The organism is Desulfococcus multivorans (assembly GCF_001854245.1).
Lineage (GTDB): Bacteria > Desulfobacterota > Desulfobacteria > Desulfobacterales > Desulfococcaceae > Desulfococcus > Desulfococcus multivorans.
Genome location: NZ_CP015381.1, coordinates 3721350 through 3745887 on the forward strand (window position 1 = coordinate 3721350; position 24538 = coordinate 3745887).

Here is a 24538-nt window from a genome sequence, read left to right on the forward strand (position 1 = left end):
CATGCCGACCGAATCCGCCGAGGCCCTGTCGCCGCCCGATCTCTGGGGGCAGCCCGTCTTCGCTCGAATCCACGGGGAAATCGACCCCTTCGAGGACCTGTCCTGCTTCCGCCCCCTGGATCGGGCCTATACCGGGGACAACACCTTCTGGACCGTTCCCTCCCCTGAACCCCGGCTCTCCGACGACTTCTGGCGGGATGTGGCAGGGCATCTGGATGACGAACGGATTCAGGCGGCGGCTCAAACGCTGGCGGCTGCCGTGACCCGATGGGAGCCCAGAGGAGACCGCCTCGTGTTCGCGGCGATCCTGAGGGCGGGGGTCCCCGTCGCCGACTGGCTGTGCCGCCTGATTCCCGGGGCCCGGGCGGCGGCCCTTTCCCTCTTCGTGGGTTTGGGCATCGACGGCGTCGCCCTCGGCGCCCTTCGCCGGCGCTACCCGGAGCGCAAGGTCGTCTTCGTGGACGGATGGACCGGCCGGGGGGGCGTGGCCCGGACCATCGCGGCGCTGAACCAGGGGCCCCTGGCCGTCCTCGTGGACCCCTGGGGATGGGCCGATTTTTCCGGCGCCGGGGAGGACATCTTCTGCCCCACGGCCTGTTTCACGGGGGTGGCCACCCTGGGATTTTCCCGCACTTTCTTCGTGGACGAGACGCGCCTCTTCGGAGCCTTTCGCTTTCCCGCCCGGTACCGCCGGGAGGCGCTGGTGGCGGCGTGGCAGGCCTGCTGCCCGGCGCCCGGACGAGCGGATGCCGCCCGCCCCGAGCCCCCCAGCCGCTTCTTCCGGGAAACCCCCCTGAGAATCCATGCCAACGAGGTCTGCCGGGCCCTGATCAACGCCGCGCCCCGGAAGCTGCTGTTCCGGGATGGCGCCCCTCGGGTCGCGCGGCGCTATCCCCTCCTCCTCCGCCTGGCGGAACACCGAGAAGTGCCGGTTCAATGCGGGGTGGACAGCCTCGGAGAGCTTCGGACCCGGGTCGCCTGCACCCTGGCCGCCGGCTGACGGGAGACCCGCGCCGGGATTCGGGCTTTTCATTTCAGTGGGATTATTATATGGAAAGATTCATGGGATAGACGTTACGTGGACGTCCACAACCTTTTTTGCACCGACGGAGACGCATTCATGCACCGGAATTCCGCCGCCCTTCTTATGGCCGCCCTGCTCCTCGCGGGATGTCAGACCGCTTTTCAGCAGCTCCCCTACCAGCAGCTTCTGGACAGACCCGTGATCACGTTCCAGGGCAAGGAACAGCGATTCATCTCCTACTTCGAGGCGGAGCCGATCTTCCGTTTCAAGGTCGACAACCCCAACCCCAAGGCGCTGACAGTCAAGAACATGACCTTCAACCTGACCATCCTCGACCAGAAATTCATCACCGGGGTTTCGGATCAGGAAATCCTCGTGCAGCCGAATTCATCGGAAATGGTGGAACTGGCCCTGCCGTTCAATTTCATGGACGTATTCGCCACCGCCGAAGAGTTTCAAAGGACCGACCATGCCCGCTTCGACCTGACCGGCCAGGCGACCGTCGGCCCCTTTTTCATCCCCTACGACATCTCCGGGGAGCTGACCATTCCCCGGGTGCCCACCGTCGACATGGAAGTCTTCGACGCAGCGGATCCCGCCCGCATCAGGATGACCCTGGTCATCACCAACCCCAACCCCTTTCCCACGCCGCCGGGATTCCTCGAATACACGACGACCCTGGGGGGCCGTATTCTCGGAGAAAAACGGCTCACGCCCATCGGCGCCCTCGCGGCCCGGAGCGCACGCCGAATGATCCTGCCCGTCAATACCCCGGCAGCCCGGATGAGCGGCCCCATGAACGATCTCATGACAGGATCCGGCGCCTGTGTCCTTTCGGGGGTCATCCGGTATGCCGTTCCGGGGCGGGGGCATCGCAACTTCCCCTTCAGGACCGCAATGGAGGTCTTGCCGGCACCCTGAAAAGCCCCCTTTGACCCGCCCCGTCACCGCACTTCGCAGCAGCGCACCCAAAGGGCGCAGGCCTTCCGCAGGTCCGAAAGCGCCTCGTCGGAAAACCGACGGTTCGGCCCGTTCTGGAAAAACCCGGGATCGAGCACCTCCTCCTCCCGGCACTGCTGAAGAACGTACAGGTCCGCCCCGTGGATCAGGCGGCAGATCGTCTCGAGGATTTCCGGGTCCACCAGGGGCTTGACGCAGGTGGTCCGGAACTCGTAAGGGAGGCCGGCATCCATGATGGTCCGGATGCTCGACAGAAGATCCCGGGGATCGGGATCCGGATGGATGAGAGGGGCGTACCCCCGGGGATCGGTCTTGACGTCCATGGCCACGTAATCCACCAGACCCCGCCGGATGAGGTCCGCCAGGACTTCGGGCCGGCTGCCGTTGGTGTCCAGCTTGACCGGATATCCCATGGCCTTGATCCGGGCGCACAGCACCGGAAGATCGGCCTGGAGGGTGGGCTCCCCGCCGGAGACGACCACGCCGTCCAGAAAACCGGCCCGGTCCGCGAGAAGCTCGAAAAACGCCTCGGACGAAACAGCCGCCCCGGCATCCCCCCGGGCCATGGCCGGATTGTGGCAGTAGGGGCATCTGAAATTGCACCCGGAAAGGAAGACCACGCAGGCCACCTTCCCGGGGTAGTCGATCAACGAGGTCTTCCGCAGTCCGCCGATGCGCATCGAAACGATCCCCCTATCCCGCGACCTTGAAGGTCTTTCGACGGGAGAACTCCACACGCTTGCCGTCGTTCCACTGCTTGACGGGCCGCAGGTACCCCACCACCCGCGAATAGATCTCCGTCTCCCGGGCGCAGGTGGGGCATGCCGCCTGCTCGCCCGAGAGATAGCCGTGGACCGGGCAGATGCTGAAGGTCGGCGTCAGGGTGAAATAGGGAAGCCGGTAATTGGCGGCGATCTTGCGGATCACGTTCTTGACGGTCCGGATCTGGCCGACCCGCTCCCCCAGGAAGATGTGAAGAACGGTGCCGCCGGTGTACCGGGACTGGAGTTCGTCCTGGAGCATCAGGGTCTCGAAGACGTCGTCGGTGTAGTTGACCGGGAGCTGGGTGGAGTTGGTGTAGTAGACCTCCCCGGTGTCGGCGTCAGGTCCCCCGCCGGCGCAGATGATGTCCGGATACCGTTTCCGGTCAAGCATGGCCAGGCGGTATGAGGTCCCCTCGGCCGGCGTGGCCTCGAGGTTGAAGAGATCCCCCGTCTCCTCCTGGATCCGGGAGATGGTCTCCCGGATGAAATCCATGACCCTGAGGGCAAAGGCCTGCCCCGAGGCGGTGCCGATGTCCTCCCCCAGGAAGTTGATGCACGCCTCGTTCATACCGATGATGCCGATGGTGGAGAAATGGTTCTTCCAGTAAGTCCCGGAAGCGTTTTTGATCTCCCGGAGGTAGAAGCTCGAATAGGGATAGAGATTCTTGTCCGTGAAGGTTTCGAGCACCTTCCGCTTGATCACCAGGCTCTCCTTGGCCGCATGGATCAGCTCGGAAAGGCGTCGGTAGAATTCAGCCTCGGTCCGGGCGGTATAGCCGATGCGGGGAAGATTGAGGGTCACGACCCCGATGGAGCCGGTGAGGGGGTTGGCGCCGAAGAGCCCCCCGCCCCGCTTGAGGAGTTCCCGGTTGTCGAGGCGCAGCCGGCAGCACATGGAGCGGGCGTCCTCCGGGGACATGTCCGAATTGACGAAATTGGAAAAATAGGGAATGCCGTACTTCCCGGTCATCTCCCAGATGAGGTCGAGATTGGGGTTGTCCCAGTCGAAATCCGGGGTGATATTGTAGGTGGGGATCGGAAAGGTGAAGACCCGGCCCCGGGCGTCCCCCGCCATCATGACCTCGGCGAAGGCGCGGTTGAGGACGTCCATCTCCGCCTGGAAGTCGCCGTAGGTCTCGGCCCCCTCGACGCCGCCGACGATGACCGGATGGTCCTTCAGGATGCCGGGCACCGAGAGGTCCATGGTGATGTTCGTGAAGGGCGTCTGGAAACCGACCCGCGTGGGAATGTTGATGTTGAAGACGAACTCCTGGATCGCCTGTTTCACCTCGCCGTAGTCGAGCTCGTCATACCGGATGAAGGGCGCCAGCAGGGTGTCGAAATTGGAGATGGCCTGGGCGCCGGCCGCCTCTCCCTGCAGAGTGTAGAAGAAATTGACGATCTGGCCCAGCGCGGAACGGAGATGGCGGGGCGGCGCGCTCTCCACCTTCCCGGCAACGCCCCGGAAACCCTGTTTGAGCAGGTCCTTGAGGTCCCACCCCACGCAGTAGACCGACAGGAGGCTCAGGTCGTGGATGTGAAAATCGCCCCGTTTGTGCAGGTCCCGGATGGCGGGGGGATAGATCCGATTGAGCCAGTACTCGGCCGTGATGTCCGAGGAGATGTAGTTGTTGAGGCCCTGGAGGGAGTAGCACATGTTGCTGTTCTCCTTGATGCGCCAGTCGAGCCGCTCCAGATAGTGATCCACCAGATCCACCCGGGCCTTGGTGGCGATGTTCCGGATCTGGCTGTGCTGCTCCCGGTAGAGGATGTAGGCCTTGGCGGTAATGGAATAAGGGGAATCGAGGAGAACCCGCTCCACCACGTCCTGGACCTCCTCCACCTCGGGCACCGGCCCGAAACGCATCTCGTGGGTCAGGGTCAGAACCCGCAGGGTGAGTTTCCGGGCCTCCCGCTCGCCAAACTCGCCGGTGGCCTTTCCCGCCTTGAGAATGGCCGCGGTGATCTTGGATGAATCAAACTCCACAATTCTGCCGTCGCGCTTTTTGATCTTTTCGAACACAGGGATTCCTCTTTTGCTGATGTCGTCAGGTTTCAAGATGAGGGGATTCGGCTGCCCGGTCCCTTGCGGACCGCAGCAGCAAGCGGGTTGATATCACCACATATGGTGCATGTCAAGGCATTTGGCGCAACATATAGTGCGTTTTCCCATCACACACCGTAGCTATCGAAAAAGACAGGAGAAAAAAAGTTATCTGCTTTTCTGGGGGAAGGGAGGGGGGAAATGTGGTATAGGGGATAAAGGTTTTATGGTTTTAAGGTTTTATGGTTTTAAGGCTTTAAGGTTTTAAGGCTTTAAGGTTTTATGGTTTTATGGTTTTATGGTGTTAAGGGACGGTTTATGGGATTCGTTAGGCGGTTTTGGCGGATGTACCCTTCAGTCTTCAGCCTTCAGCCTTCAGTCTATCTATTGACCATGGCCGTGCCGGAATGCTAAAACCCTAACACCCTAACACCCTAACACCCTAACACCCTAACACCCTAACACCCTAACACCCTGACTTCCTATGCCCCTCTACGAAAATCCCCTTTTCCGGGAAACCGTGGTTCCCTGGTATGATTCCACGCTCGCCTGTATCGTGACGATGGCGGTCATGGCGGGGGGCTTCATCTTTGGGGTCATCGGGTACCTGACGGCCCTGGAGACGCCGGAATCCCACCGGTATGCCTGGGTGCCGGTCCTGTTGGCGGGCATGAGCCTCGCTGTCATCCTCTCCATTGCCGTACGCTTGTTCCTGCGCTGCGCCCGTCGACGGAAACAGCGGCGGGAGCGGCGATCATCGACGTCGACACTCGCCGACCGGCTCTGAACAGCCCGCGTCTATCCGGCTGTCAGGCCGGCTGTCAGGCCGGCTGTCAGGCCGGCTGTCAGGGGCGTTCCCGGAAGGTCTCGAAATCCATCTTTCGGTAGCTGTCCGTGTGGATGAACCTGAGCAGGGGCAGCATGACCTCCGGGGGAATATAGCCCGGCTGGGATCCGATGCTCGTCCCGTCAGACGCGATAAAGAAGGTGGCGGGAAGCCCCTCGACCCGATACTGCTCAGCGATCTTCGGCTGCCGGTCCGAATCGACCTGAATGGGAATGTAATGGTCGTTGAGATATGCCGCCACGGCGTTGTCCCGGAAGGTCTTCTCTTCCATCACCTGGCAATATTGGCACCAGTCCGCGTAGAAATTCAGGAAGATCTTCTTGCCTTCACGCTGCCCCCGGCTGAAGCCCTCCTCGAAGGTATACCATCGGACCCCGGCCGCTGCCGTGCCTTTGCCCCCGGCCGCGGCAACACCCTCTTCCCGAGCCTCCCCCGCCCCAACAACGGCAGGTGCCCCCACGAGCAAAGCCATGACCATCACAATCCACAAATATTTCAATACGACCTCCCCCATAACCCCATAAACTCTAAATCCTGAATCCTTCTTCTAAGAAAACGTCATTTTCTCATAAATTCTGGGACCGACCCTCGAATCGCTTGAAACCCAACCACATAACCACATAACCACATAAAACCTTAACACTCTAACACTCTAAAACCCTAACACTCTAAAACCTTAACACCCTACCCCCCTAGAACCTCCCCATCCTCTCCAACAACCCCTCAGGCCCAATGAACCGGGTGACGGTTTCGGTCTTCGCGATCCGTCCCGTCCTGTCGATGAAGACGAGGGTGGGGAGTCCCACGACGCCGTACTTCCGGTGCAGGGCCTTCGCTTCGGGGTCCGACGGGTCGGAGCCGTCGACCCTGAGGGCCACGAACCGGTCGGCGGCGGCGACGACCCGGGGATCCGAGAAGGTCTTTCGGTCCAGGTCCTTGCAGGCCGCGCACCAGTCTGCATAAAAGTCGATCAGGACCGGTCGCTTTTCCCGATGGGCCGCCGCAAGGGCCGCGGCCTCATCGGTCATCCAGGCGATGCCGGCGGGCGCTGCCGCGGGTGAACCTGTCGCGCCCCCGACCCCGGCCCCGGCCAGGGCGAAGCGGGCGGCGTAGGCAATGCCCAGGGTGAGGCAGAGGATGCCCGCGGCTTTTCGGAGCCGGTCATACCCGCCGGCTGCAGCCGACAGGCCGTCAAGACCCCCGATGAAGACGCCGACGCCGATCAAAAGGGCGCCCATGGAGAGCCAGAGGATTCTCTCGGGCATGAGGGGCGCGGCATAATAGAGGGCCGCCGCCAGCATCAGCACTCCGAAGGACCGTTTGAGCCGCTCCATCCATGGGCCGGACCTGGGCAGCGCCGCCGCGGCGCCGGAGAATGTGCCGATCACGACGAAAAGGGTCCCCATGCCGAGGGCGAAGCTCCACATGATCAAAAAACCCTGGAGTCGATCCCCCAGGGTGGCGATATAGACCAGAAGCGCCACCAGAAGCGGCCCCACGCAGGGGCCCACCACGGCGCCGGCCGCCGCGCCGGTCAGAAATACGCCCACCCCGCCCCCGCCGAACTTCATGCCGATCCGGGAGGCCGCCCACGCAGGCATCCGGATGTGGAAGAGATCGAAGAGGCTCAGGGCCATACCCGTGAAAATCACCGCCACCCCGATACGGACGGCCGGGTGGCCCGCGAACCCGCCGAACAGTCCTCCCGACCACGCGGCCGCGACCCCGAAGGCGGCATAGACCAGGGACATGCCCCCCACATATATCAGGGAGAGACCGAACCCCCTGCGGGTGCTCCCCGCGCCGGCGGCGCCGATAACGGTCATGGTGATGGGAATCATGGGATAGATGCACGGGGTCAGGCTGGCCAGGAGGCCCCAGGCAAAGGCCGCGGCCAGGACCCCCACCAGCCCGAAACGGCGGTGGGCGCGCCAATAGGGGTTTTCAGAAGGCGGCGGTTCCAATGCGTCCGCTGCGTCCGCAACCGGCGCCGGAGAAACGTTCTGTTCCGCAACGGACCCGACCACATCGACAGTGACGGTTAACCGTTTTTCCCGGGGAAAGAAGCACCGGTCTCCGGCGCAGCCCTGGTACCGGATCGTCAGGGGGACGACAATGGCGGACCCGACCGGCGCCGAAGCATCCACCGACACCGGCAGGCGGAAGGTCGCGTCCTCTACATGGAAGCGGGCCGTATTCCCGTCCGGCTCGGTCCTTTCGACGCTCTTGGGAACGTCGAGGGGCCCGAAGGCGATGCCGGATACCGGGACCGGCTCGATGAACGTCCGGTCCGCATAGAGTTTGTGGCCGGGGGGAATCCCGGCGGAAACCGTGATGACGCCGCCCTGTCCCGGAGCGATGCGCTCGGGGGCGACAGCTATGATAAAGGTAAAGGGATCGGCAGGCGCCGCTGGTGAAGCCTCCCCCAGGATCCCGCCCGATTGCGCCGTCGCGGACGTTGATCCGGCCAGGAGCAGAAGGACGCAGACAAGCACCCGCCCCATCGACGGTATCAATCCGTTATTCACAGGATTCAAGAATTCCCCCTCGCCGTCACCGCCGCGGACCGGCAGGGCCTATCGGCTCAGCTCTTCGGCCCGTCGCGCCGCCGCAAGGATCGCATCGACGATATGCCGGCGGACGTTGTTCCTTTCCAGGACATTGACGGCGGCCTCGGTGGTGCCGCCCGGCGACGTGACCTTTCGACGCAGGACCTCGGGGGGTTCCCCCCTGGCCTGAATCAGCCGCACCGCGCCGTCCAGGGTTCCCAGGGTCAGTTCGGCGGCATCCGAGGGGTCGAGCCCCGCAGCGACACCCGCATGGGTCATGGCCTCGATGAGGTAGAAGACATAGGCCGGCCCCGACCCGGAAAGCGCGGTGACTGCATCCAGCTTTTCCTCCTCGAAGACGATGACTTTTCCCATGGCGCCCAGGATCTCCATGGCCGCCTCGATGTCTTGCGCATCGGCGTGGCGGTTGGGGCTCATGCCCGACATTCCGGCCAGCACCAGCGCAGGCGTGTTGGGCATCACCCGGATGATGGGCATCCTTCGGGCCCGGTCCTCGTCCAGGGGACCGTAGAGCAGGGCTTCGATCTTGCGAATGGGAAACCCCGCGGCGATGGAGATCACCAGGGTGCGTCCGCCGACGCCGTATTCGGGGCCGCTGCTGATCTCCCCCAGCACATCGGTCATCTGCTGGGGCTTGACGGCCAGGACAACGGTGTCGCATTCCGCGAAGAGCCGCGCGTTGTCCCGGACCGGAGCCACGCCGTAAGTCTTGTGCATGTAGCTGAGCCGCTCCGCGTTGACGTCGTTGATGCAGATATGTTCTCCGGGAAGGATGCCGGAGCCGAGCAGAGCGCCGATGATCGCCTCGCCCATGTTGCCCGCGCCCAGAAAGCCGATTTTTCGATCCTGAATGGCCATGAATACTCCTGTTGTTAATTCGAGGGTTGAAGGCCCCCAAACCGTCGATGCCGTTTTTTGAATATAGCGTCTCCCGCGCCCCTGTCAACGGTTTTGAGGGAAAATAACTTGACTTATAGGGATTTAAGGGGGTAGGGTTTGAGAGTTTTAAGGTTTTAGGGTTTTAGAGTTTTAGAGTGATCAGGGGGTTAACTCAGCTTTCGGCTTTCATCATGGTGACCGGACAGAGACTGACGGGCATACACGCCCCAGACGCACCCCTTCAGTCTTCAGTCTTCAGCCTTCAGCCTTCAGTCTTCAGCCTTTTTCAAACTCCTGACCACCTGAAAAAAGCTTGTGCCATCCATCTTATTGATGCATATTTATATGGACAGTTTATGCATACTTCAGAAGGAGGCAGACGTGAGAACAACATTGAACATCGAGGACGACCTCATCGAAAGAGCGTCGGACCTTACCGGAATAAAAGAAAAAACAGCTCTTGTCCGCAAAGGACTCGAAGCCCTGATCAGTTTGGAGAGCAGCAGGCGCCTGGCTGCACTGGGTGGAACCGAGAAAGATCTCCGGATGCCAAGGCGAAGACGACCGGAGCAATAATAATGATTCTTGCCGATACCAACGTTTGGATCAAACATTTCAGAGAGTCCGATGCTGAACTCATTGAGCATTTGAACATGGGTTTTGTGGCATGCCACCCGTTTATTATCGGTGAATTGGCCTGCGGCAATATAGGGAATCGGGCGGAAATTCTGACGCTCCTCAAGGCGCTGCCCGCCGCACCCATTGTTGAACCGAGAGAACTTTTGAATTTTATAGAAAATAACATGCTGATGGGGCGCGGTCTCGGCTACGTGGATATTCAGATACTGGCTTCCGCGATTATCGGTAACGTCGTACTATGGACTTTTGATCGTCGTCTGAATGCGGCGGCAACGGAGTTGGGCGTTTCATATTTGAAAAGCTGACAGGGACTGTCGGCGAACGCACGCTTCCGGCACCGGCCTATAAAAGTCGAAAGTTGAAGTGAAACCTGAAACCGGCCCAGAGGGCCTGAGAGGGGAGGATAGCGATGCGCATCGACACACCTGTTCGCCAAATGGATATGAGTGAAGTGAAAGCCGGTGATGTATTGCTCTCCTACGGCGACGGATGGATTTCGGATGTTATCCGTCTCGTAGACGGTGGGGATTACAGTCACGCAGCATTCTTTGACGGCAACAATATCGTGGAAGCCGGTTTGCGGGGCGTCGTTGTAACACCTCTGGAGAGTGAGGTGGCCGCCCAGAAATATGTCGATGTCTATCGATTCAAATCAGATTCCGGAAGTCCTTTTTCTCTTCCGGATTGGCCCGTTGAACCGGTGATCGAACGCGCACACTACTACTTTGACAAGGGAACCAAATATGCAGACAACCAACTTTATCTGGTAGGGGTGTTGATCGTCGTCAGGAAATTGCCTTACGGCCGTGTGGAAAAAGCGGTGTTACGGGCGGTTCTGGATATGATTTTCAAACTGTTTAAAAGGATTGCGGAAGGTCGGGAGACAAAGTCGGTCGTCTGTTCCGAACTGGTTTATCGAAGCTTTTACGAAGCTGTTCCGGAGAAAAAATACGGGTTGTCGATAAAGGGAGCGCTGGCGCCTTTCAAAGGGCGTCTGGACAGCCTGGTTGAAAATGAATCCGGTGAAGATGACCTGCATGATGCGGAAATAGAAGAAACGATACGGCGGATTGAGCGGACGTACTGGGAAATCAGACCCGAATTAGCGGCTTCAAAAGACGAAATCCATACGCTTCTCAAGGCCGGCAATCCGCTTGTAGCCGCTGAAATGGTCAGTCCGCATGATCTTCAGATCAGTCCCAATCTGGAAAAGATCGGACGTGTGAGAAAACCGGCCAGGTGATGGATGATGCACAAGCTCGAGGTTCGGGGGTGTCGGCACCGACCGTTCCGGCCAACGGTTCCGACGGCCGGCCCATACTGCGGAACGAGGCCCTGAAACAAAGAAAACCCGCGCATCAAAGGCTTGACAACATGGCATTGGATGAGGTCTATTCCCATATCCGGCCCCGGAAAGGCGTTTCGCGGACACGGCCCGCTCTTGCAGCCAAAAGGCCCCTGTTCGCGACGCCCCTGTCCCGAAGGGAAACAGCCGCACCCAGCGCCGCGCTTAACCCCTGGGACCTGGGCGCTTAACACTTAAAACCTTATCAAACGGAAATCCCATGTTCATTTTAGGCAATTTCATCATCGCTCTGGCAACGGTCGTCGATTACATCCTGGTGCTCTACATGTGGATCGTGATCGCGCGGGCGGTGTTGTCGTGGGTCAACCCCGATCCTTACAACGCCATCGTCCGCATCATCTACAATCTCACGGAGCCGGTGCTCTACCAGATCCGGAACCGGCTTCCCGTCACCTTCGGCGGCATCGATCTCTCCCCCATCGTCATTTTTCTCGTCATCATCTTTCTTCAGAAATTCGTGGTCACCAGCCTGTTCGTGCTGGGCAAGTCCTTGATGTAAAACGGGTCCCGCCGTGATCAGCGCCCGTGTAATCCTTCAATCGCCGGAGAACGTCCATGGCCAGGATCGACGCATTTTTTAAACTGATGAACGACCAGGGGGCCTCGGACCTCCACCTCGTATCGGGCCAGCCCCCGGCGCTCCGACTCCGCGGGGATATCGAGCGGGTCAAGTACAAGATCCTCGACAACGACGAGCTCAAGGCCATGCTTTACGAGATCGCCCCCGAGGACAAGATCAAGGTGTTCGAGGAGACCGGGGACGTGGATTTCGGGTACGAGATCCCGGGGCTCGCCCGTTACCGCGCCAACTTCTTCATGCAGAAGAACGGGTGCGGCGCCGTCTTCCGGGAAATCCCCAGCACGATCCTCACTGTCGAGAAGCTGGGGCTTCCGCCCGTGATCGCCAAGCTGGCCAACCTGCCCCGGGGGCTCGTCCTCGTCACCGGGCCCACGGGTTCGGGCAAATCGACCACCCTGGCGGCCATCATCGACGAGGCCAACCGAACCCGCAAGGACCACATCATCACCATCGAGGATCCCATCGAGTTCGTTCACGCCAGCCAGAAATGCATCGTCAACCACCGGGAGGTGGGCAACCACACCCGAAGCTTCAGCGCGGCCCTCCGGGGGGCCCTCCGGGAGGACCCCGACATCATCCTCGTGGGCGAGCTTCGGGACCTGGAAACCATCTCCCTGGCCATCGAGGCCGCCTCCACCGGCCACCTCGTCTTCGGGACCCTCCACACCAGCAGCGCGGCCAAGACCGTCGACCGCGCCATCGAGGTGTTCCCCGCCGCCCAGCAGGCCCAGATCCGGTCGACCCTGGCCGACGGCATCCGGGCCGTCGTGGCCCAGACGCTCTTCAAGCGCATCGACATCAAGGGCCGGGTGGCCGCCCTGGAGATTCTCATCGCCACCCCGGCCGTCCGCAACCTGGTGCGGGAAAACAAGACCTACCAGATCAACTCCATGATCCAGACCGGGAAGAAATACGGCATGCGGCTTCTGGACGACGCCATCATGGAGCTGCTCGAAAAAGGCTGGATCAGCCCCGACGACGCCTACAACAAAGCCAACGACAAGTCGCGGTTCCGGCCCTTCATCAAGAACCCGCCCTCGGATTTCACCGACGTCTGACACCCTTTCAGGAGCGCTACGGCATGAGAAAACAGGAAGTCGACTACATCATCACCCGGATGCTGGATGCCTACGGCAACGTATCGGACCTCAACGTCACGGTGGGCAAGCCCTTCCAGGTGGAAACCGCGGGGCAGCTGGTCCCCGTGGAGATGGAGCCCCCCTTCAGGGAGCTCACCCCCTTCCAGACCGAGATCTTCGCCCTCAACCTGATCAACAGGAACCGGCGGCTGACGGAGAACCTCATCCGCGAGGGGTCGTGCGACCTCTCCTACATCCTGCCGGGAAAGGCCCGCTTCAGGGTCAACGTCTTTTCCCAGCGGGGCATGTATTCCAGCGTCCTCCGGAAGCTCGAGACCAAGATCCCCACCATCGAGGACCTGAAGCTGCCCGACGCCTTCGGGAAGATCGCCCGGGAGCGCAACGGGATCGTCTTCGTCACCGGCGCCACGGGCAGCGGCAAGACCACCTCCCTGGCCGCGGTCCTGAACGCCGTCAACGAGACCCGGAACGTGCACGTCATCACCCTGGAGGATCCGGTGGAATACTCCCATCCCCACAAGAAGTGCACCTTCAATCAGCGGGAGCTGGGAAAGGACTTCGACACCTTCGCCCACGGCCTCAGGGCCGCCCTTCGCCAGGCCCCCAAGATCATCCTGGTGGGGGAAATGCGGGACCGGGAAACCGTGGAGATCGGCCTTTCCGCGGCGGAAACCGGCCACCTCGTCCTGAGCACCCTCCACACCGTCACGGCGGGCCAGAGCATCGAACGGCTCCTGGGGTTCTTCAACATCGAGGAGGAAAAGCAGATCCGCATGCGTCTTTCTTCCACCATCCGCTGGATCGTCTGCCAACGCCTCCTGCCCAGGGTGGGCGGGGGACGCGTCGCCGCCTTCGACATTATCGGGAACAACCTGCGGGTCCAGGAATCGATCCTCCACGGCGAGTCCGAGGGCAAGACCTTCTATGAGATCCAGGAGGCCGGTCGGGCCTTCGGCATGACGACCTTTGACGAATACATCATCGAGCTCTTCCGGAAGGGCGCCGTCACCGAAGAGACCGCCCTCTCCTACTGCAGCCGCCGGGCGGTGGTGGGGCGGGGCATCGACAGCATCAAAAGCCGCCGCGGCGAGTCGACCACCGACATCACCGGGCTTGAACTGGAGGGCCGGGTATGAACATCAGCTGCACCCACTGCCGCAAGACACTGCGCGTTCCCGACGACAGAATCCCCCTCGACAAGGCCTTTTCTCTTGTCTGCCCCGGTTGCGGCCGCCGGTTTGCCGTCGACCCCGTCATGCCCGAGGACTTCGAGGCGGACGAAACTATCCCGTTGCCGGAGGGTGCCGCGGCAGCCGCGACGAACGACGCCCCGGACGGCGGGGTGCCGGACAATTCCTTCCAGTTTCTGGCGCAGGGCGCCAGAACCGCCATGCTGTGCACCCATACGCCCCCCCTGCTCTCCCATGTCCGGAAGACGGTGGAAGCGGCGGGATATCACGCCCTCGAAACAGGCACCCCCCGGGACGCCCTCCGACAGATGCGGTCCCATGATTTCGATCTGGTGATCATCGACGAACTCTTCGGCACCCGGGATCCGGAGATGAACAACGTTCTCAAATACGTGTCCCAGCTCACCATGGACAGCCGGCGCGGCATGTTCGTCGTCCTCGTCTCCAGCCGCTTTTCAACGGGGGACCCCATGCAGGCCTTCCACAAAAGCGTCAACCTCATCGTCAATACGGCGGACGTCGACCGGATGGCCCCGCTCCTGAAGCGGGGCCTCGACGAACACGAAGCCTTTTATCGGGTCTTCAACCAGGAATACGAGCGCATCAACGGGACCCTGTAGCGGCGGGTCCGACCTTCAACAGAAGGCCCATCCCGACGGCGGTCACGACGGCGGCGGCCATGAAAGCCGCCTGGTAGGCCGACACCTCGGGGACGCCCAGGGCCATGCAGCCGTCGATGACGGGCCCCGATATGAAGGTGCCGGCCAGTCCCCAGCTGAGAAAAAAGGTGGCATTGAACAGACCGAAGCCCCGACCCCGCCGCTCCGGGGGAATCAGCACCGAGGCCAGGGCGTAGGCGCTCGCCGTGATCAGGGCCTCGGAAACGCCCCGGATGAAGTTGGCCGCAAACATCCAGGCCAGCCCCTCCACGCCGGCCAATATCACCAGCGAGGCCGCCGCCCCCCACGTGCCCCAGATCAGGACCCGGCGGTGGCCGTACTTGCCCGCCAGGCGCCCCACCATGAGCCCCGCCCCGATGACGGCCACGGACTGCATGTTGACGACGTGGCTGATCATGCCGCCGGCGAGGGCCAGCCCCGAGTCGAGGGCGAGATACTGGGACATGATGACGGCGATGGAATTCCGGCCGAAATTGATGAAGACCATGGCCCAGAGAAAGAGGATGAATGCGGCGCGGGTTCCGGCCTCGGCCTCGGGCGGCGGTGCCTCCGGGGCCCCGCCGCCTTTCCCGATGCCGCCTTCGGGCACCAGGAGCATGGGCAGCACCGAGACGACCATGGCCCCCGAAGCGATGAAAAAGAGGACGCCCTCCTGGAACCCCCACCCCTCATACCGGAGCCCCATGCCGTCATAAAGGAGCCCCCCGATCCAAATCCCCAGGATCCGCCCGAGCCCTCCGACGCTGGTGAGCCGCCCCTGCACCGCGCCCCGGTCCTCGATCCCGTAGATGTCGGAGATGAGGGCGCTCCACCCCACGTTGGACATGGACCAGAAGATCTCCACAACGGCGAGCCCCAGGATGATGACGTAGCCGGCGGCCTGACCGACCCCGGCGAGGGTGTGGAGATACCAGACCAGGATGGTGCCGATCCCGGCCAGGAGTTCGCCCCATACGATCAGGGTGCGGCGGAGCTGACGTCGATCCGACACCCCGCCCCACACATAGGTCTGACAGATGACGTTGAAGAGCATGGGGAGGGTCGCGAAAAGGGTCGTCTCGGTAACGCTCAACCCCAGGTAAAACCGCAGGTAGATGGAGAGAAAGCTGTAAAACAGCCCCCTCCGGAACATGGCCATGACCTGGAACGAGGCGATGCCCCAGAAGATCCGGGACGGCACGTGACGCGCCTCGGGGGTCACCGTCCGGTCGCGGCCTGCAGCTGCCGTTCGTGAATGATCCGCAGGCCCTCCAGGGTCAGGTTGCCGTCCACCACGTCGATGGTCTCGCTGACACCGGCCATGAGGGGCGCCAGCCCACCGGTGGCGACGACCCTGGGCGCGGTGCCCATCTCCTCGGCCATGCGACGGACCATCCCGTCCACCAGCCCGGCATAGCCGAAGATGATGCCCGCCTGGATGCTGCCGACGGTGTTCTTGCCGATCACCCGGTCCGGCGGGCTGAAGATCTCCACCCGGGGCAGCTTGGAGGCCCTCATGAACAGGGCCTCCGACGCGATCCGGATACCGGGGCTGATGGCGCCGCCGAGATACTCGCCCTTTTCGGACACGGCGTCGAAGGTGGTTGCCGTGCCGAAGTCGATAATGATGAGGCTTTCAGGATATCTGGCATAGGCGCCCACGGCGTTGACGATCCGATCGGCCCCGACCTCGCTGGGGTCGCCGTAGAGGATGGGCATCCCGGCCGCCGTCCTGGCATCCACCCATACGGGGGCGTGTTTCATGTACTTCCGGCAGAAGGCATCCAGGATGTTCACCATGGGCGGCACCACACTGGAGATGATGGTCCCCTTCACCTGGCCCGCGTCGATGCCGTCCCTGGCGAAAAGCCCCGATACGAGAAAGTTGAACTCGTCCTCGGTGGTGTTCCGCTCCGTCCGGATCCGCCAGTCCCGAACCAGGGTCTTCCCATGATAAATTCCCATCACCGTATTCGTGTTCCCCACATCGATGACCAACAGCATATCGCTCGATCTCCTGTTTCGGCCCTGGGGGGCCGGAGTTTTGAATGTTGAATGTTGAATTTTGAATGTTGGGTTTAAGGTTTTAGGGTGTTAGGGTTTTATAGTTTTATGTGACTATGTGATTACTATTGCTTCCTATAGCCTTCAGCCTTCAGCCTTCAGTCTCCTTCACACCCTAACACCCTTATCACTTCAATCTCTCAAACAAGCGCGCTATTTCGTCCGCTTCGAAGCGGGGCCAGGGGGTGGGGCGGCCTTCGTGGAAGGCGGCGATGTCGCGGCCGGGGTCGCCCACCTCGCCGATTACGGTCACGGGGATTTCGGCGTCGTGGAGGGCCCGGATGAGGGGGGCGCACCGGTCCTTCCGACAGGTGATGAGGAGACTGCCCGAACCGATGAGGCCCAACGGCGCGATATCGAGCAGCTCGCAGATCTTGCGGGTCTGGGGAAAGATCGGAATGTTTTCCACGAAAACCCGGATCTCGTGCCCTCCTGCCGCGGCGAGCTCCTCCAGGGCCGTGGAGAGCCCTCCCTCGGTCACGTCGTGCATGGCGCTGACGCCGCCCGAGGCCGCTGCGATCCGCGCCTCCCCGAGGATGCTGATCCGGGAGAGGAACCCCCGGCAGGTCTCGAGCTCCGCCTCGGTCATGCCCCGCTCCCGAAGCGCGGCCCCGAACTCCCGGGCGATGATGCTCGTCCCCTCCACCGCCACCGCCTTGGTCAGCAGCACCACGTCCCCGGGCCGCATCCGCCCCTTGTCCACCAGGTCCCTTCTCGCCACGGTGCCCGCCAGCATGCCGCTCACCACCGGCCGGGTCACCGCGTCGGTGATCTCCGTGTGCCCGCCGCAGAGGGTGATCCCCCAGTTCCGGCAGGTGGTCTCCAGATCCCCCAGCACCTCGAAGATCCCGGCGGGGGTGGTCCCCGTGGGAAACATCAGCGTGGTCAGGAGCCACCGGGGTGCCGCGCCGGAGGTGGCGATGTCGTTGGCATTGACCAGGACCGCGTACTGCCCGATGGCGTCCGTGGCAAAGGTGATGGGATCGGACTTGAGGATGAGGACCTCCTCGTCCGCGACATCCACGGCGGCGATGTCCTCGCCGATGCCGGGATGGATAATGACGGAAGGATCCTTGAAATCGAATGCGTCGAGATATTTCTTGAGAAGATCGTTGGGGAACTTGCCGCCGGGCAGGGGCAGGTAGAGGCGCAGCAGATCCCGCACCTCTGCCAGCCCGGTGACCCGATGATCGCTCTCATCCTGAAACCGGTGACCGGCCGGTCCCGCCGCCGACACGCCGTGATCGAGCCACACCGTGGTGGCGCCGGCGCCGTTCCCCGCCTGGATGTCGAACACGAAATCCCCCACCACCGCCACCTCCCGGGACGCCACCCCCAGGCGGGCCGCCGCGGCGGCCACCCCTTCGGGATGGGGCTTGGGTGCGTGGGGGTCTTCCCGGGATATGATTACCGCGAAGTCGTCGGGACCCACCGTCTTGAAATTCTCCAGTGCCCGCATCACCGCCGCGCGGAGATTCCGGGTCAGGATGCCCAGACGAAGCCCCCGTTTGCGGCACCACCGGATCAGCTCCTCGGCCCCGGGGTTGGGTTGCGAGGCCTCGGCCGCCGAGAGCTCGAAGTCCGCCAGCATCCGGTGTGCCCGGTCCCGTTCCGCCGGGTCGGCCATCGCCTCGATGTGCTCCAGCACCGGCTGGTCGGGAGGGCAGCCCACCGCCGCCTTGATCTCGGAAAAATTCAGGGCCCCGGGGTGCGTGAGGGTCCCATCGAAATCGAACACTACGGCCTTGACAATCCTGTTTTTCATTTCTCATCCCTTCCCCGTAAAAAGGCGACAACGATGCCGATGGCCCCGAGGGCGATGCCCGAGGACATGGCGTGCCGGAAAGCTTCCATGAAGACGGGCTCCAGATCGGGGGTGTAGACCTTGAGGAGCCGCCCCCCGCTCGAGGCGTGAAAGGCGCTGTTGAAAAGGGTTCCGGCCAGGGCGATCCCCAGCACCATGCCGAGGTTGCGGACCGTGGCCACGGTCCCGGCGGCCACCCCCATGAATTTCCGGGGAACGGCGCTCATGGCGGCGGCGTTGTTGGGGGCGATGAACAATCCCGTGCCGATGCCGCTCACGGCCAGACGCCACGCGATCTCGATTTTGGACGCCTCGGGCGTCAGGCGGGAGAGAAGGACGAAGGAGGCTGTCAGGACGGCCATGCCCAGGGTGCAGAGCCAGCGGGATCCCAGCCGGTCCGAAAGGGCGCCCGAGAGCGGCGCGAACAGGAACAGAAAGATGAACGGGGTCACCATGATCAGGCCGGTATCTCCCGGGGAGAGGCCGCGGGGATGCATCAGGAAAAACGGCATGAGAAAGATGATGGTGAAGAGCCCCGCAAAAAGGATCATCCCCGCCAGAACCGGCAGAACGAAGAGGCGGATCCGCAGCAGAGACGGCGAAATCAGGGGATGGGGGGTTCGGATTTCCCGACGGACGAACCCCAGGGACGACGCCAGAAAGAGCCCCGAAAGGGAAAGAAACGGGATACTGCCGTAGCCCCAGTCGTAGCCGTGGGTCAGGGCCGCGAGCATCGCCCCCATGCCGAGGGCCAGGAAAAGCGCGCCCCAGCCGTCGAAGGATTCCCGCCGCGTCACATCCACCTGCCGATGCCTCAGGAGACGGTTGGCCCACAGCGCCGCCCCCACCCCGATGGGGATGTTGATCCAGAAGATAAAAGGCCAGGAGGCGACATGCAGAATCCATCCCCCCAGGGCCGGTCCCACCGTGAGGCCGGAGGCCACCACCGCCCCCAGGACGCCCAGGGCCCGCCCCCGCTCCGAGGCCGGAAAGGCGTCGACCACAATGGCCTGGGTGCAGGACATGACCATGGCGGCTCCAACCCCCTGGAAGGCCCGGGCCCCGATGAGCCACAACGCACTGTCGGCCATGGCGCAGCAGAGGGATCCCGCCGAGAAGACCCCCAGCCCCCGGGTGTAGACCCAGCGGCGGCCCCGGATGTCGCCCAGCCGCCCGAAGGAGAGCAGCAGGGAGGAGACGGTGAGCAGATAGATCATCATCACCCACTCCACCGTGGGCATGGGCACCCCCAGGTCCTGCATGACGGCGGGCAGGGCGACGTTGACGATGCTGCCGTCCAGGGTCGACATGAACACCCCGACGGCCGTCACCGTGAAAATCGCCCACTTGCCCGATCGATCCCGCATCCGCATCTCCCATCCATATCGAAGAAACCAGTCCAGAAACCGCTGCACCCTGCAAACATAGCTGAACTATTCAACTTTCGACTTTCATGATGGTGACCGGATAGATACGGCCTATGGAAGTCGACAGTTGAACGGACTATAAAAGATGGCGGCATAAAGATCAATCAGCGTTTTGGATTTTAAGGAAATTGCCGGGTGTTGTGATGGTCCGCCGGAAACAATTTGACACATCGACCTCTTTGTATTACATATCGTAATACGGAGGTGACGACATGATCACATTGAGACTCGATCCGGACCTGGAAAACGATGTTCGTGTCGCTGCCAGAAATCTGGGTCTGACAAAATCCGAATTGATTCGCAAAAGTATAATTGAATATATCGGAAAGTTGGAAAGCCTCGATGCCTGGGAATCGGGCAAGGATTTGTTTGGCAGATATTCAAGCGGCCGGGAAAAATCTGTCTGTCGATCGAAAAGCCATTTTAAAAGAGAAGATTCGGGGAAAAAGAAAATGAGGCTGAAGACTGAAGGCTGAAGGGGCATAAACGTTCCGTCCATCGCAGACCACCCCTTTAGCCTTCAGCCTTCAGTCTTCAGAGTCGAGATGATGAAAAAAGTCCTGATAGACTCCGGCCCATTGATTGCGCTGTTCGATGCGTCCGATAGATACCATCATGAATCGCTTGAATTCATCAAAACAAATAAGCACCCTCTTGTCACGACCATAGCCTCCATAACGGAGACACTTCACTTGCTGGATTTCAACCGAAATGCCCAGATCGACTTTTTAGAATGGATCGGCAGAGGCGGCGTTGAAATTTATGATATCCAGAATAAGGATTTTCATCGACTGAAAGCGTTGACGGAAAAATACCGGGACTTGCCAATGGATTTTGCCGATTCATGTCTGGTATATATCGCCGAACAGCTCAACATCGATACCATTGCAACGATCGATCGCGATTTCTCGGTCTACAGGATCAAAGGCAGAAAAAAGTTTAAAACCCTGCTTTCCTGAAACCGCCCCGAAGAACCACCCGCCTATAGACAAACCCGTCTGCATGTACTAAACTCCAGTTTCCGACTTTCATGACAATGACTGGATAGCGGTGCCGGAAGGATGCGGCCCGGCATGATACGCCCCCCAAAGGAAGGGATCCTAAAGCGATGATCAGCCTGAACGACAACGAAAAGCAATTCCTGCTGACCCTGTACGACCGCCTCGACGGCAGCCTGTCGGGCCAGATCTCCATGTACGACGTGGGCGCGGCGATGGGCTGCGAAAAGCCCGAGTCCCTCAAGATCGCCGAATCCCTCATGGGGATGGACGCCGTGGCGGTGCGGACCCTTTCAGGCGGCGTGGGGCTGACGGAGACCGGCATCGCGACGGCCCGGGATCTGGGCGCCGGGGGCGGCGACGCCGCGCCGCGCCTGGGAGACGGACCGGTCGTGGACGATGCCGGACGGACGGCCGCAGAGGCCCTCGCAACCGGCATCAAGGCCGATGCCGGCGGCATGAACCTCGAATTCGACGCCCTGGCGGAGCTTGTGGCCGATCTCAGAACCATCGACGCCCAGATGACCTCCCCCCGCCCCAAAACCGCCGTCCTGCGCGCAGCCTTCACCTCCCTGCAGAAAACCCTGGCCGCCGCAAATCAGAAAGACGGCGCCGCGCGAATCGCGGCATTTATAAAAGGGTAGGGTGGGTAGGGTGATTAGGGTTTTAGGGTTTTAAGGTTTTAAGGTTTTAAGGTTTTATGGTTTTATGGTTTTATGTGGTTACCGGCACACGCTTATAGTCTTCAGCCTTCAGTCTTCAGCCTTCCTTCAGCCTTTCCCCCCACCAGCCCCTGAAAATCGAAGTCAACACCGAAAGATGTCCTGAAACGCAACACCAACATCCCACAGGCACAAGATCATCCTCTCCCCCCAACCACCCTAAAACTCTACCACCTTAATCACCCTAAAACCCTAAAACTCTAACACCCTAAAACCCTAATCACCCTAAAACCCTTCTTCACCTAACCACCCCTCCCCCCTTAATCAGCTATAACTTTTTTTAACTTTTTTCAAATTCGGGTTGACATCGGGCAATCCGGAATCTATAGAGAGAAAACGATATATCAAAAGTTCTTATTTTATGCATCGTGAGCCGTTGCAGACGCTCCTGGGCGACGCCGTGGTTTCGCATGCCGCGAGACGCGGACGCTTCCGGAGAAACGCCCGGACAGCGGTTGTACAATTGCAGCTGTTGGGTGGAAACTGATTGCAGCGCGCTCGTTTCAATAATATATGCTCCACTACGCCCTATTCTGAAAGAGGATGTTCTGATGAAAAAACAATGTTTCAAGGTTGCAGTGGTTCTCGGTTTTCTCTGTGTGCTTCCAGTGACGGTCGTTGCGGAAAATCAGGTGGTGATCGAACCGGAAAACCGGGTGGTGATCGAACCCCTGATCTACGCGGACGAAATCGACGTCGCGAACGCCAACCTCAACCTGACGGCCAAGGCGACCAATCGGCTGGAGCCGACCCTCTCCTTCGCCTATCGGACGGACAGCAACTTCTACCGGGTGGACGACGATTTCGAGAAGCTTCGGGTGGACACCTATCTGGTGCAGCCGGGTCTCCGCTTCGGCTATCGGACCGGGAAAACCCTGGTGGACCTGGGCTATTCCCTCAACATCTACTCCTATGACGACCGGGACGACCGGCCGGCCGGACATCGGAACGCCGACGACCTCGATTACACCGGGCACACCCTCCGGCTGAACGCCGAAACCCGGCCCACGGCCAAGATCAATCTCGGCCTCAAGGAATATTTCGTCCGCACCCGGGACCAGTCCGAGGCCGACCACACCACCGGACTCGTCGGGATCCAGGAGAAATACAACTACAACCAGATAGAGCCCTGGCTCGCCTACCGTTTCAGCGAACGCTTTTCATCCCGCCTCGCCTACCGGCACACCGCCGTCAATTACGATAAGGTCAACCCCGAAGACGCAACGGAAAACCGGGGCCTTTTCGATTTCCGCTACCACCTGTCGCCCCGGGACTCCATCGCCGTCGATTACAGCATCTGGAATCGGGATCACGACGAAGGCATTGCCGACTACACCTCCAACGTGATCGGGCTGGTGTACCGGCGCAACGCCAAGTTCCTCTACGGTGAGCTGGGCGTCGGCTACCATCATCGGGACTTCGAGGAGAGCGGCCGCGACAGCGAAAGCACCCCGGCCTTCCGCCTGGCCGTCACGGCCCAGAGCTCGGGCCTGGACGAATCCGGCCGCCCCAAAACCTACGCCACCCTGGCCTTGAACAAGGATTTCAACAGCTCGGGTACGTCCAGCAACTTCCTCGAAACGCGGGAGGTCTCCCTCCGGGCCGGCCACACGTTCATGGACCGGATCCTCCTGGACATGGAAGGCTATTACCGCATGAACGAGTATGAGGACGCTGCCGGCCTCACCCCCGACGGATCCGTCGAGGATCGGGACGACGACCGGATGGGCGTAGTGGGCAGCCTGGGATACCGCCTCGGCCGCTGGTTCGTGCTGAGCGTCCGGGGCGGATACGAGAGCCGCGATTCCAACCTGGCCGCCTACGACTATGACAACACCTATGTCATGGCCCGTCTGGATTCGTCCTATGATTTCAACCTGAAGTAAGCTTCCCAAACCGCAAGCCGCCGACGACAACGGGCCCGGCGCCCGCGTTTGCGGCTTGCCTTGTGTGACGATCATGCCATACCTGAAAAATCGAATCTTCGGAAATATTGTGTTCCTCTGGCTTGCCGCCGCCCTGCTTTTCCCTTCGGGAGGCCTCTGCCTCGCCCGGGAGGAGGGCTATCGCATCGGCGCCAGGGATGTTCTGGCCCTCACCATTTATGCCGGCGGCGAGGAGCAGCAGTCGGTCCAGCTGACGGTGAGCCCCCAGGGCACCATCAACGTCCCCTTCATCGGGCCGGTCAAGGCGGCGGGCCTCACCGTCAGCCAACTCCGGGAACAGATCGTGGCGCCCCTGGCCCAGGATTATTTCGTCGATCCCGAGGTCAACCTCTATATCAAGGAATACCAGAGCCTTCAGTATTACATCACCGGCGCCGTCACCACCCCCGGCCTCTACACCACCGATTCCCGGCAAACCCTGTTGACCCTCATCGCCAAGGCCGGCGGCGTCATGAACGACCGCGGGAACGTGGCCTACATCATGCGGGACTCCACCGGAAAGCTGCGGGAGGGGGAGACGCCGGAGGAGCTGATATCCAAGAACAAGAGCCAGAAGGCGGATCTGGATCGACTCCTCGACAAGGGCGATATGGGCCAGAACGTGCCCCTCCATTCCGGGGACGTCGTCTACATCCCCCTCAAGCGGGACCTGGACGTGGCCCAGTCGAGCATCTATATGGAAGGCGAAATCAACCGCCCGGGCATCTATCCCTATCAGCAGGGGCTCACCGCCCTGAACGCCTGCCTCATGGCCGGCGGATTCAAGACCTATGCCGCCCCCAGCCGGACCCGTATCATCCGGGAGGTGGGGAACCGGAAAGAGGTGATCCGGATCGATCTGAACGCCGTCAAGGCCGGCAAGATCGCCGACATTCCCCTGAAGCCCGGGGATCTGATCAATGTTCCCGAAAGCTGGTTTTAACCCGGCATGACCCTTCATGCCGCCCCCCCGCGA

Annotated in this window: 24 protein-coding genes; 15 read left to right on the plus strand and 9 right to left on the minus strand. The window is 61.3% G+C overall.

The window, feature by feature from the left end; genetic code table 11:
- Position 1: 1 nt before the first annotated feature.
- Together dmul_RS16225 and dmul_RS16230 are read left to right on the plus strand one after the other, a co-directional pair.
- Positions 2-1000, plus strand: a complete 999-nt coding sequence (locus tag dmul_RS16225; protein ID WP_020877871.1) for a cysteine protease StiP domain-containing protein — start codon at positions 2-4, stop codon at positions 998-1000.
- A gap of 120 nt (positions 1001-1120) precedes the next feature.
- Entirely contained in the window at positions 1121-1945 is an 825-nt protein-coding gene (locus tag dmul_RS16230) for an LEA/WHy family protein (RefSeq protein ID WP_020877872.1), read from the plus strand.
- A 23-nt stretch (positions 1946-1968) separates the two neighbouring features.
- Here dmul_RS16230 and dmul_RS16235 read toward each other — a convergent pair whose 3' ends face one another.
- Together dmul_RS16235 and dmul_RS16240 are read right to left on the minus strand one after the other, a co-directional pair.
- A complete protein-coding gene (locus dmul_RS16235) occupies positions 1969-2664 on the minus strand; it encodes an anaerobic ribonucleoside-triphosphate reductase activating protein (RefSeq protein WP_020877873.1) in 696 nt (231 codons plus the stop codon).
- 13 nt (positions 2665-2677) lie between these two features.
- A complete protein-coding gene (locus dmul_RS16240) occupies positions 2678-4771 on the minus strand; it encodes a ribonucleoside triphosphate reductase (protein ID WP_020877874.1) in 2094 nt (697 codons plus the stop codon).
- Between the two features lie 505 nt (positions 4772-5276).
- Between dmul_RS16240 and dmul_RS16245 the strand changes: the two genes are divergently transcribed.
- The gene (locus dmul_RS16245; RefSeq protein ID WP_020877875.1) at positions 5277-5579 is read left to right on the plus strand and encodes a hypothetical protein; all 303 of its coding nucleotides are present in this window, start codon (positions 5277-5279) and stop codon (positions 5577-5579) included.
- Positions 5580-5637: 58 nt separating this feature from the next.
- On the opposite strand, the gene dmul_RS16250 is transcribed toward dmul_RS16245, so the two are convergent.
- The 3 genes from dmul_RS16250 to proC form a co-directional block, all read right to left on the minus strand.
- A complete protein-coding gene (locus dmul_RS16250) occupies positions 5638-6138 on the minus strand; it encodes a thioredoxin family protein (RefSeq protein ID WP_020877876.1) in 501 nt (166 codons plus the stop codon).
- 193 nt (positions 6139-6331) lie between these two features.
- Positions 6332-8167: a protein-disulfide reductase DsbD family protein gene (locus dmul_RS16255; RefSeq protein ID WP_234979110.1), complete on the minus strand. Its 1836-nt coding sequence runs from the start codon at positions 8165-8167 to the stop codon at positions 6332-6334.
- Positions 8168-8215: 48 nt separating this feature from the next.
- Positions 8216-9067 carry a pyrroline-5-carboxylate reductase gene (proC, locus tag dmul_RS16260; RefSeq protein ID WP_020877878.1) on the minus strand — a complete coding sequence of 284 codons (852 nt, stop codon included), beginning with the start codon at positions 9065-9067 and terminating at the stop codon, positions 8216-8218.
- A 402-nt stretch (positions 9068-9469) separates the two neighbouring features.
- Here proC and dmul_RS16265 point away from each other — a divergent pair, with 402 nt between their 5' ends.
- From dmul_RS16265 to dmul_RS16300, 8 genes are all read left to right on the plus strand, one after another.
- Positions 9470-9664, plus strand: coding sequence for a type II toxin-antitoxin system VapB family antitoxin (locus dmul_RS16265; protein WP_040416134.1), 195 nt, complete (start codon positions 9470-9472; stop codon positions 9662-9664).
- A gap of 2 nt (positions 9665-9666) precedes the next feature.
- Positions 9667-10032 carry a type II toxin-antitoxin system VapC family toxin gene (locus dmul_RS16270; protein ID WP_020877879.1) on the plus strand — a complete coding sequence of 122 codons (366 nt, stop codon included), beginning with the start codon at positions 9667-9669 and terminating at the stop codon, positions 10030-10032.
- 104 nt (positions 10033-10136) lie between these two features.
- A complete protein-coding gene (locus dmul_RS16275) occupies positions 10137-10970 on the plus strand; it encodes a C40 family peptidase (RefSeq protein WP_020877880.1) in 834 nt (277 codons plus the stop codon).
- Complete coding sequence (locus tag dmul_RS16280; protein WP_040416137.1) at positions 10970-11263, plus strand: hypothetical protein; 294 nt, start codon at positions 10970-10972, stop codon at positions 11261-11263. Before dmul_RS16275 ends, dmul_RS16280 begins: the two co-directional genes overlap by 1 nt.
- 29 nt (positions 11264-11292) lie before the next feature.
- Positions 11293-11592 carry a YggT family protein gene (locus dmul_RS16285; protein WP_020877882.1) on the plus strand — a complete coding sequence of 100 codons (300 nt, stop codon included), beginning with the start codon at positions 11293-11295 and terminating at the stop codon, positions 11590-11592.
- A gap of 56 nt (positions 11593-11648) precedes the next feature.
- Complete coding sequence (locus dmul_RS16290) at positions 11649-12731, plus strand: type IV pilus twitching motility protein PilT (RefSeq protein ID WP_020877883.1); 1083 nt, start codon at positions 11649-11651, stop codon at positions 12729-12731.
- A 23-nt stretch (positions 12732-12754) separates the two neighbouring features.
- Complete coding sequence (locus dmul_RS16295) at positions 12755-13909, plus strand: type IV pilus twitching motility protein PilT (RefSeq protein WP_020877884.1); 1155 nt, start codon at positions 12755-12757, stop codon at positions 13907-13909.
- On the plus strand, positions 13906-14583 hold the full coding sequence (locus dmul_RS16300; protein ID WP_020877885.1) for a PleD family two-component system response regulator: 678 nt from the start codon (positions 13906-13908) through the stop codon (positions 14581-14583). The genes dmul_RS16295 and dmul_RS16300 overlap by 4 nt, the downstream gene beginning before the upstream one ends.
- Here dmul_RS16300 and dmul_RS16305 read toward each other — a convergent pair.
- The 4 genes from dmul_RS16305 to dmul_RS16320 form a co-directional block, all read right to left on the minus strand.
- Complete coding sequence (locus dmul_RS16305; RefSeq protein WP_040416141.1) at positions 14567-15823, minus strand: MFS transporter; 1257 nt, start codon at positions 15821-15823, stop codon at positions 14567-14569. The two genes, dmul_RS16300 and dmul_RS16305, sit on opposite strands and share 17 nt — an antisense overlap.
- Before the next feature lie 17 nt (positions 15824-15840).
- Positions 15841-16626, minus strand: a complete 786-nt coding sequence (locus dmul_RS16310) for a type III pantothenate kinase (protein WP_020877887.1) — start codon at positions 16624-16626, stop codon at positions 15841-15843.
- 187 nt (positions 16627-16813) lie between these two features.
- The gene (locus dmul_RS19820; protein WP_020877888.1) at positions 16814-18451 is read right to left on the minus strand and encodes an HAD-IA family hydrolase; all 1638 of its coding nucleotides are present in this window, start codon (positions 18449-18451) and stop codon (positions 16814-16816) included.
- On the minus strand, positions 18448-19857 hold the full coding sequence (locus tag dmul_RS16320) for an MFS transporter (protein WP_020877889.1): 1410 nt from the start codon (positions 19855-19857) through the stop codon (positions 18448-18450). The genes dmul_RS19820 and dmul_RS16320 overlap by 4 nt, the downstream gene beginning before the upstream one ends.
- A gap of 605 nt (positions 19858-20462) precedes the next feature.
- Between dmul_RS16320 and dmul_RS16330 the strand changes: the two genes are divergently transcribed.
- The 4 genes from dmul_RS16330 to dmul_RS16345 all read left to right on the plus strand — a co-directional run bounded on the left by dmul_RS16330 (position 20463) and on the right by dmul_RS16345 (position 24505).
- The gene (locus tag dmul_RS16330) at positions 20463-20876 is read left to right on the plus strand and encodes a type II toxin-antitoxin system VapC family toxin (protein WP_020877891.1); all 414 of its coding nucleotides are present in this window, start codon (positions 20463-20465) and stop codon (positions 20874-20876) included.
- Positions 20877-21025: 149 nt separating this feature from the next.
- Complete coding sequence (locus dmul_RS16335; RefSeq protein ID WP_020877892.1) at positions 21026-21559, plus strand: hypothetical protein; 534 nt, start codon at positions 21026-21028, stop codon at positions 21557-21559.
- A gap of 629 nt (positions 21560-22188) precedes the next feature.
- Positions 22189-23523 carry an outer membrane beta-barrel protein gene (locus dmul_RS16340; RefSeq protein ID WP_020877893.1) on the plus strand — a complete coding sequence of 445 codons (1335 nt, stop codon included), beginning with the start codon at positions 22189-22191 and terminating at the stop codon, positions 23521-23523.
- A 73-nt stretch (positions 23524-23596) separates the two neighbouring features.
- Entirely contained in the window at positions 23597-24505 is a 909-nt protein-coding gene (locus dmul_RS16345) for a polysaccharide biosynthesis/export family protein (protein WP_070962346.1), read from the plus strand.
- Positions 24506-24538 lie beyond the last annotated feature (33 nt).

What these genes read in the sequence shown, in the direction of transcription:
- dmul_RS16225 (WP_020877871.1), top strand. Translation starts at nt 2, where the DNA reads ATGCCGACCGAATCCGCCGAGGCCCTGTCGCCGCCCGATCTCTGGGGG.
- dmul_RS16275 (WP_020877880.1), top strand. Translation starts at nt 10,137, where the DNA reads ATGCGCATCGACACACCTGTTCGCCAAATGGATATGAGTGAAGTGAAA.
- dmul_RS16300 (WP_020877885.1), top strand. Translation starts at nt 13,906, where the DNA reads ATGAACATCAGCTGCACCCACTGCCGCAAGACACTGCGCGTTCCCGAC.
- dmul_RS16320 (WP_020877889.1), bottom strand. Translation starts at nt 19,857, where the DNA reads ATGCGGGATCGATCGGGCAAGTGGGCGATTTTCACGGTGACGGCCGTC.
- dmul_RS16235 (WP_020877873.1), bottom strand. Translation starts at nt 2,664, where the DNA reads ATGCGCATCGGCGGACTGCGGAAGACCTCGTTGATCGACTACCCCGGG.
- dmul_RS16335 (WP_020877892.1), top strand. Translation starts at nt 21,026, where the DNA reads ATGATCAGCCTGAACGACAACGAAAAGCAATTCCTGCTGACCCTGTAC.
- dmul_RS16245 (WP_020877875.1), top strand. Translation starts at nt 5,277, where the DNA reads ATGCCCCTCTACGAAAATCCCCTTTTCCGGGAAACCGTGGTTCCCTGG.
- dmul_RS16295 (WP_020877884.1), top strand. Translation starts at nt 12,755, where the DNA reads ATGAGAAAACAGGAAGTCGACTACATCATCACCCGGATGCTGGATGCC.
- dmul_RS16330 (WP_020877891.1), top strand. Translation starts at nt 20,463, where the DNA reads ATGATGAAAAAAGTCCTGATAGACTCCGGCCCATTGATTGCGCTGTTC.
- dmul_RS16345 (WP_070962346.1), top strand. Translation starts at nt 23,597, where the DNA reads ATGCCATACCTGAAAAATCGAATCTTCGGAAATATTGTGTTCCTCTGG.
- dmul_RS19820 (WP_020877888.1), bottom strand. Translation starts at nt 18,451, where the DNA reads ATGAAAAACAGGATTGTCAAGGCCGTAGTGTTCGATTTCGATGGGACC.
- dmul_RS16270 (WP_020877879.1), top strand. Translation starts at nt 9,667, where the DNA reads ATGATTCTTGCCGATACCAACGTTTGGATCAAACATTTCAGAGAGTCC.
- dmul_RS16310 (WP_020877887.1), bottom strand. Translation starts at nt 16,626, where the DNA reads ATGCTGTTGGTCATCGATGTGGGGAACACGAATACGGTGATGGGAATT.
- dmul_RS16230 (WP_020877872.1), top strand. Translation starts at nt 1,121, where the DNA reads ATGCACCGGAATTCCGCCGCCCTTCTTATGGCCGCCCTGCTCCTCGCG.
- dmul_RS16285 (WP_020877882.1), top strand. Translation starts at nt 11,293, where the DNA reads ATGTTCATTTTAGGCAATTTCATCATCGCTCTGGCAACGGTCGTCGAT.
- dmul_RS16290 (WP_020877883.1), top strand. Translation starts at nt 11,649, where the DNA reads ATGGCCAGGATCGACGCATTTTTTAAACTGATGAACGACCAGGGGGCC.
- dmul_RS16340 (WP_020877893.1), top strand. Translation starts at nt 22,189, where the DNA reads ATGAAAAAACAATGTTTCAAGGTTGCAGTGGTTCTCGGTTTTCTCTGT.
- dmul_RS16280 (WP_040416137.1), top strand. Translation starts at nt 10,970, where the DNA reads ATGGATGATGCACAAGCTCGAGGTTCGGGGGTGTCGGCACCGACCGTT.
- proC (WP_020877878.1), bottom strand. Translation starts at nt 9,067, where the DNA reads ATGGCCATTCAGGATCGAAAAATCGGCTTTCTGGGCGCGGGCAACATG.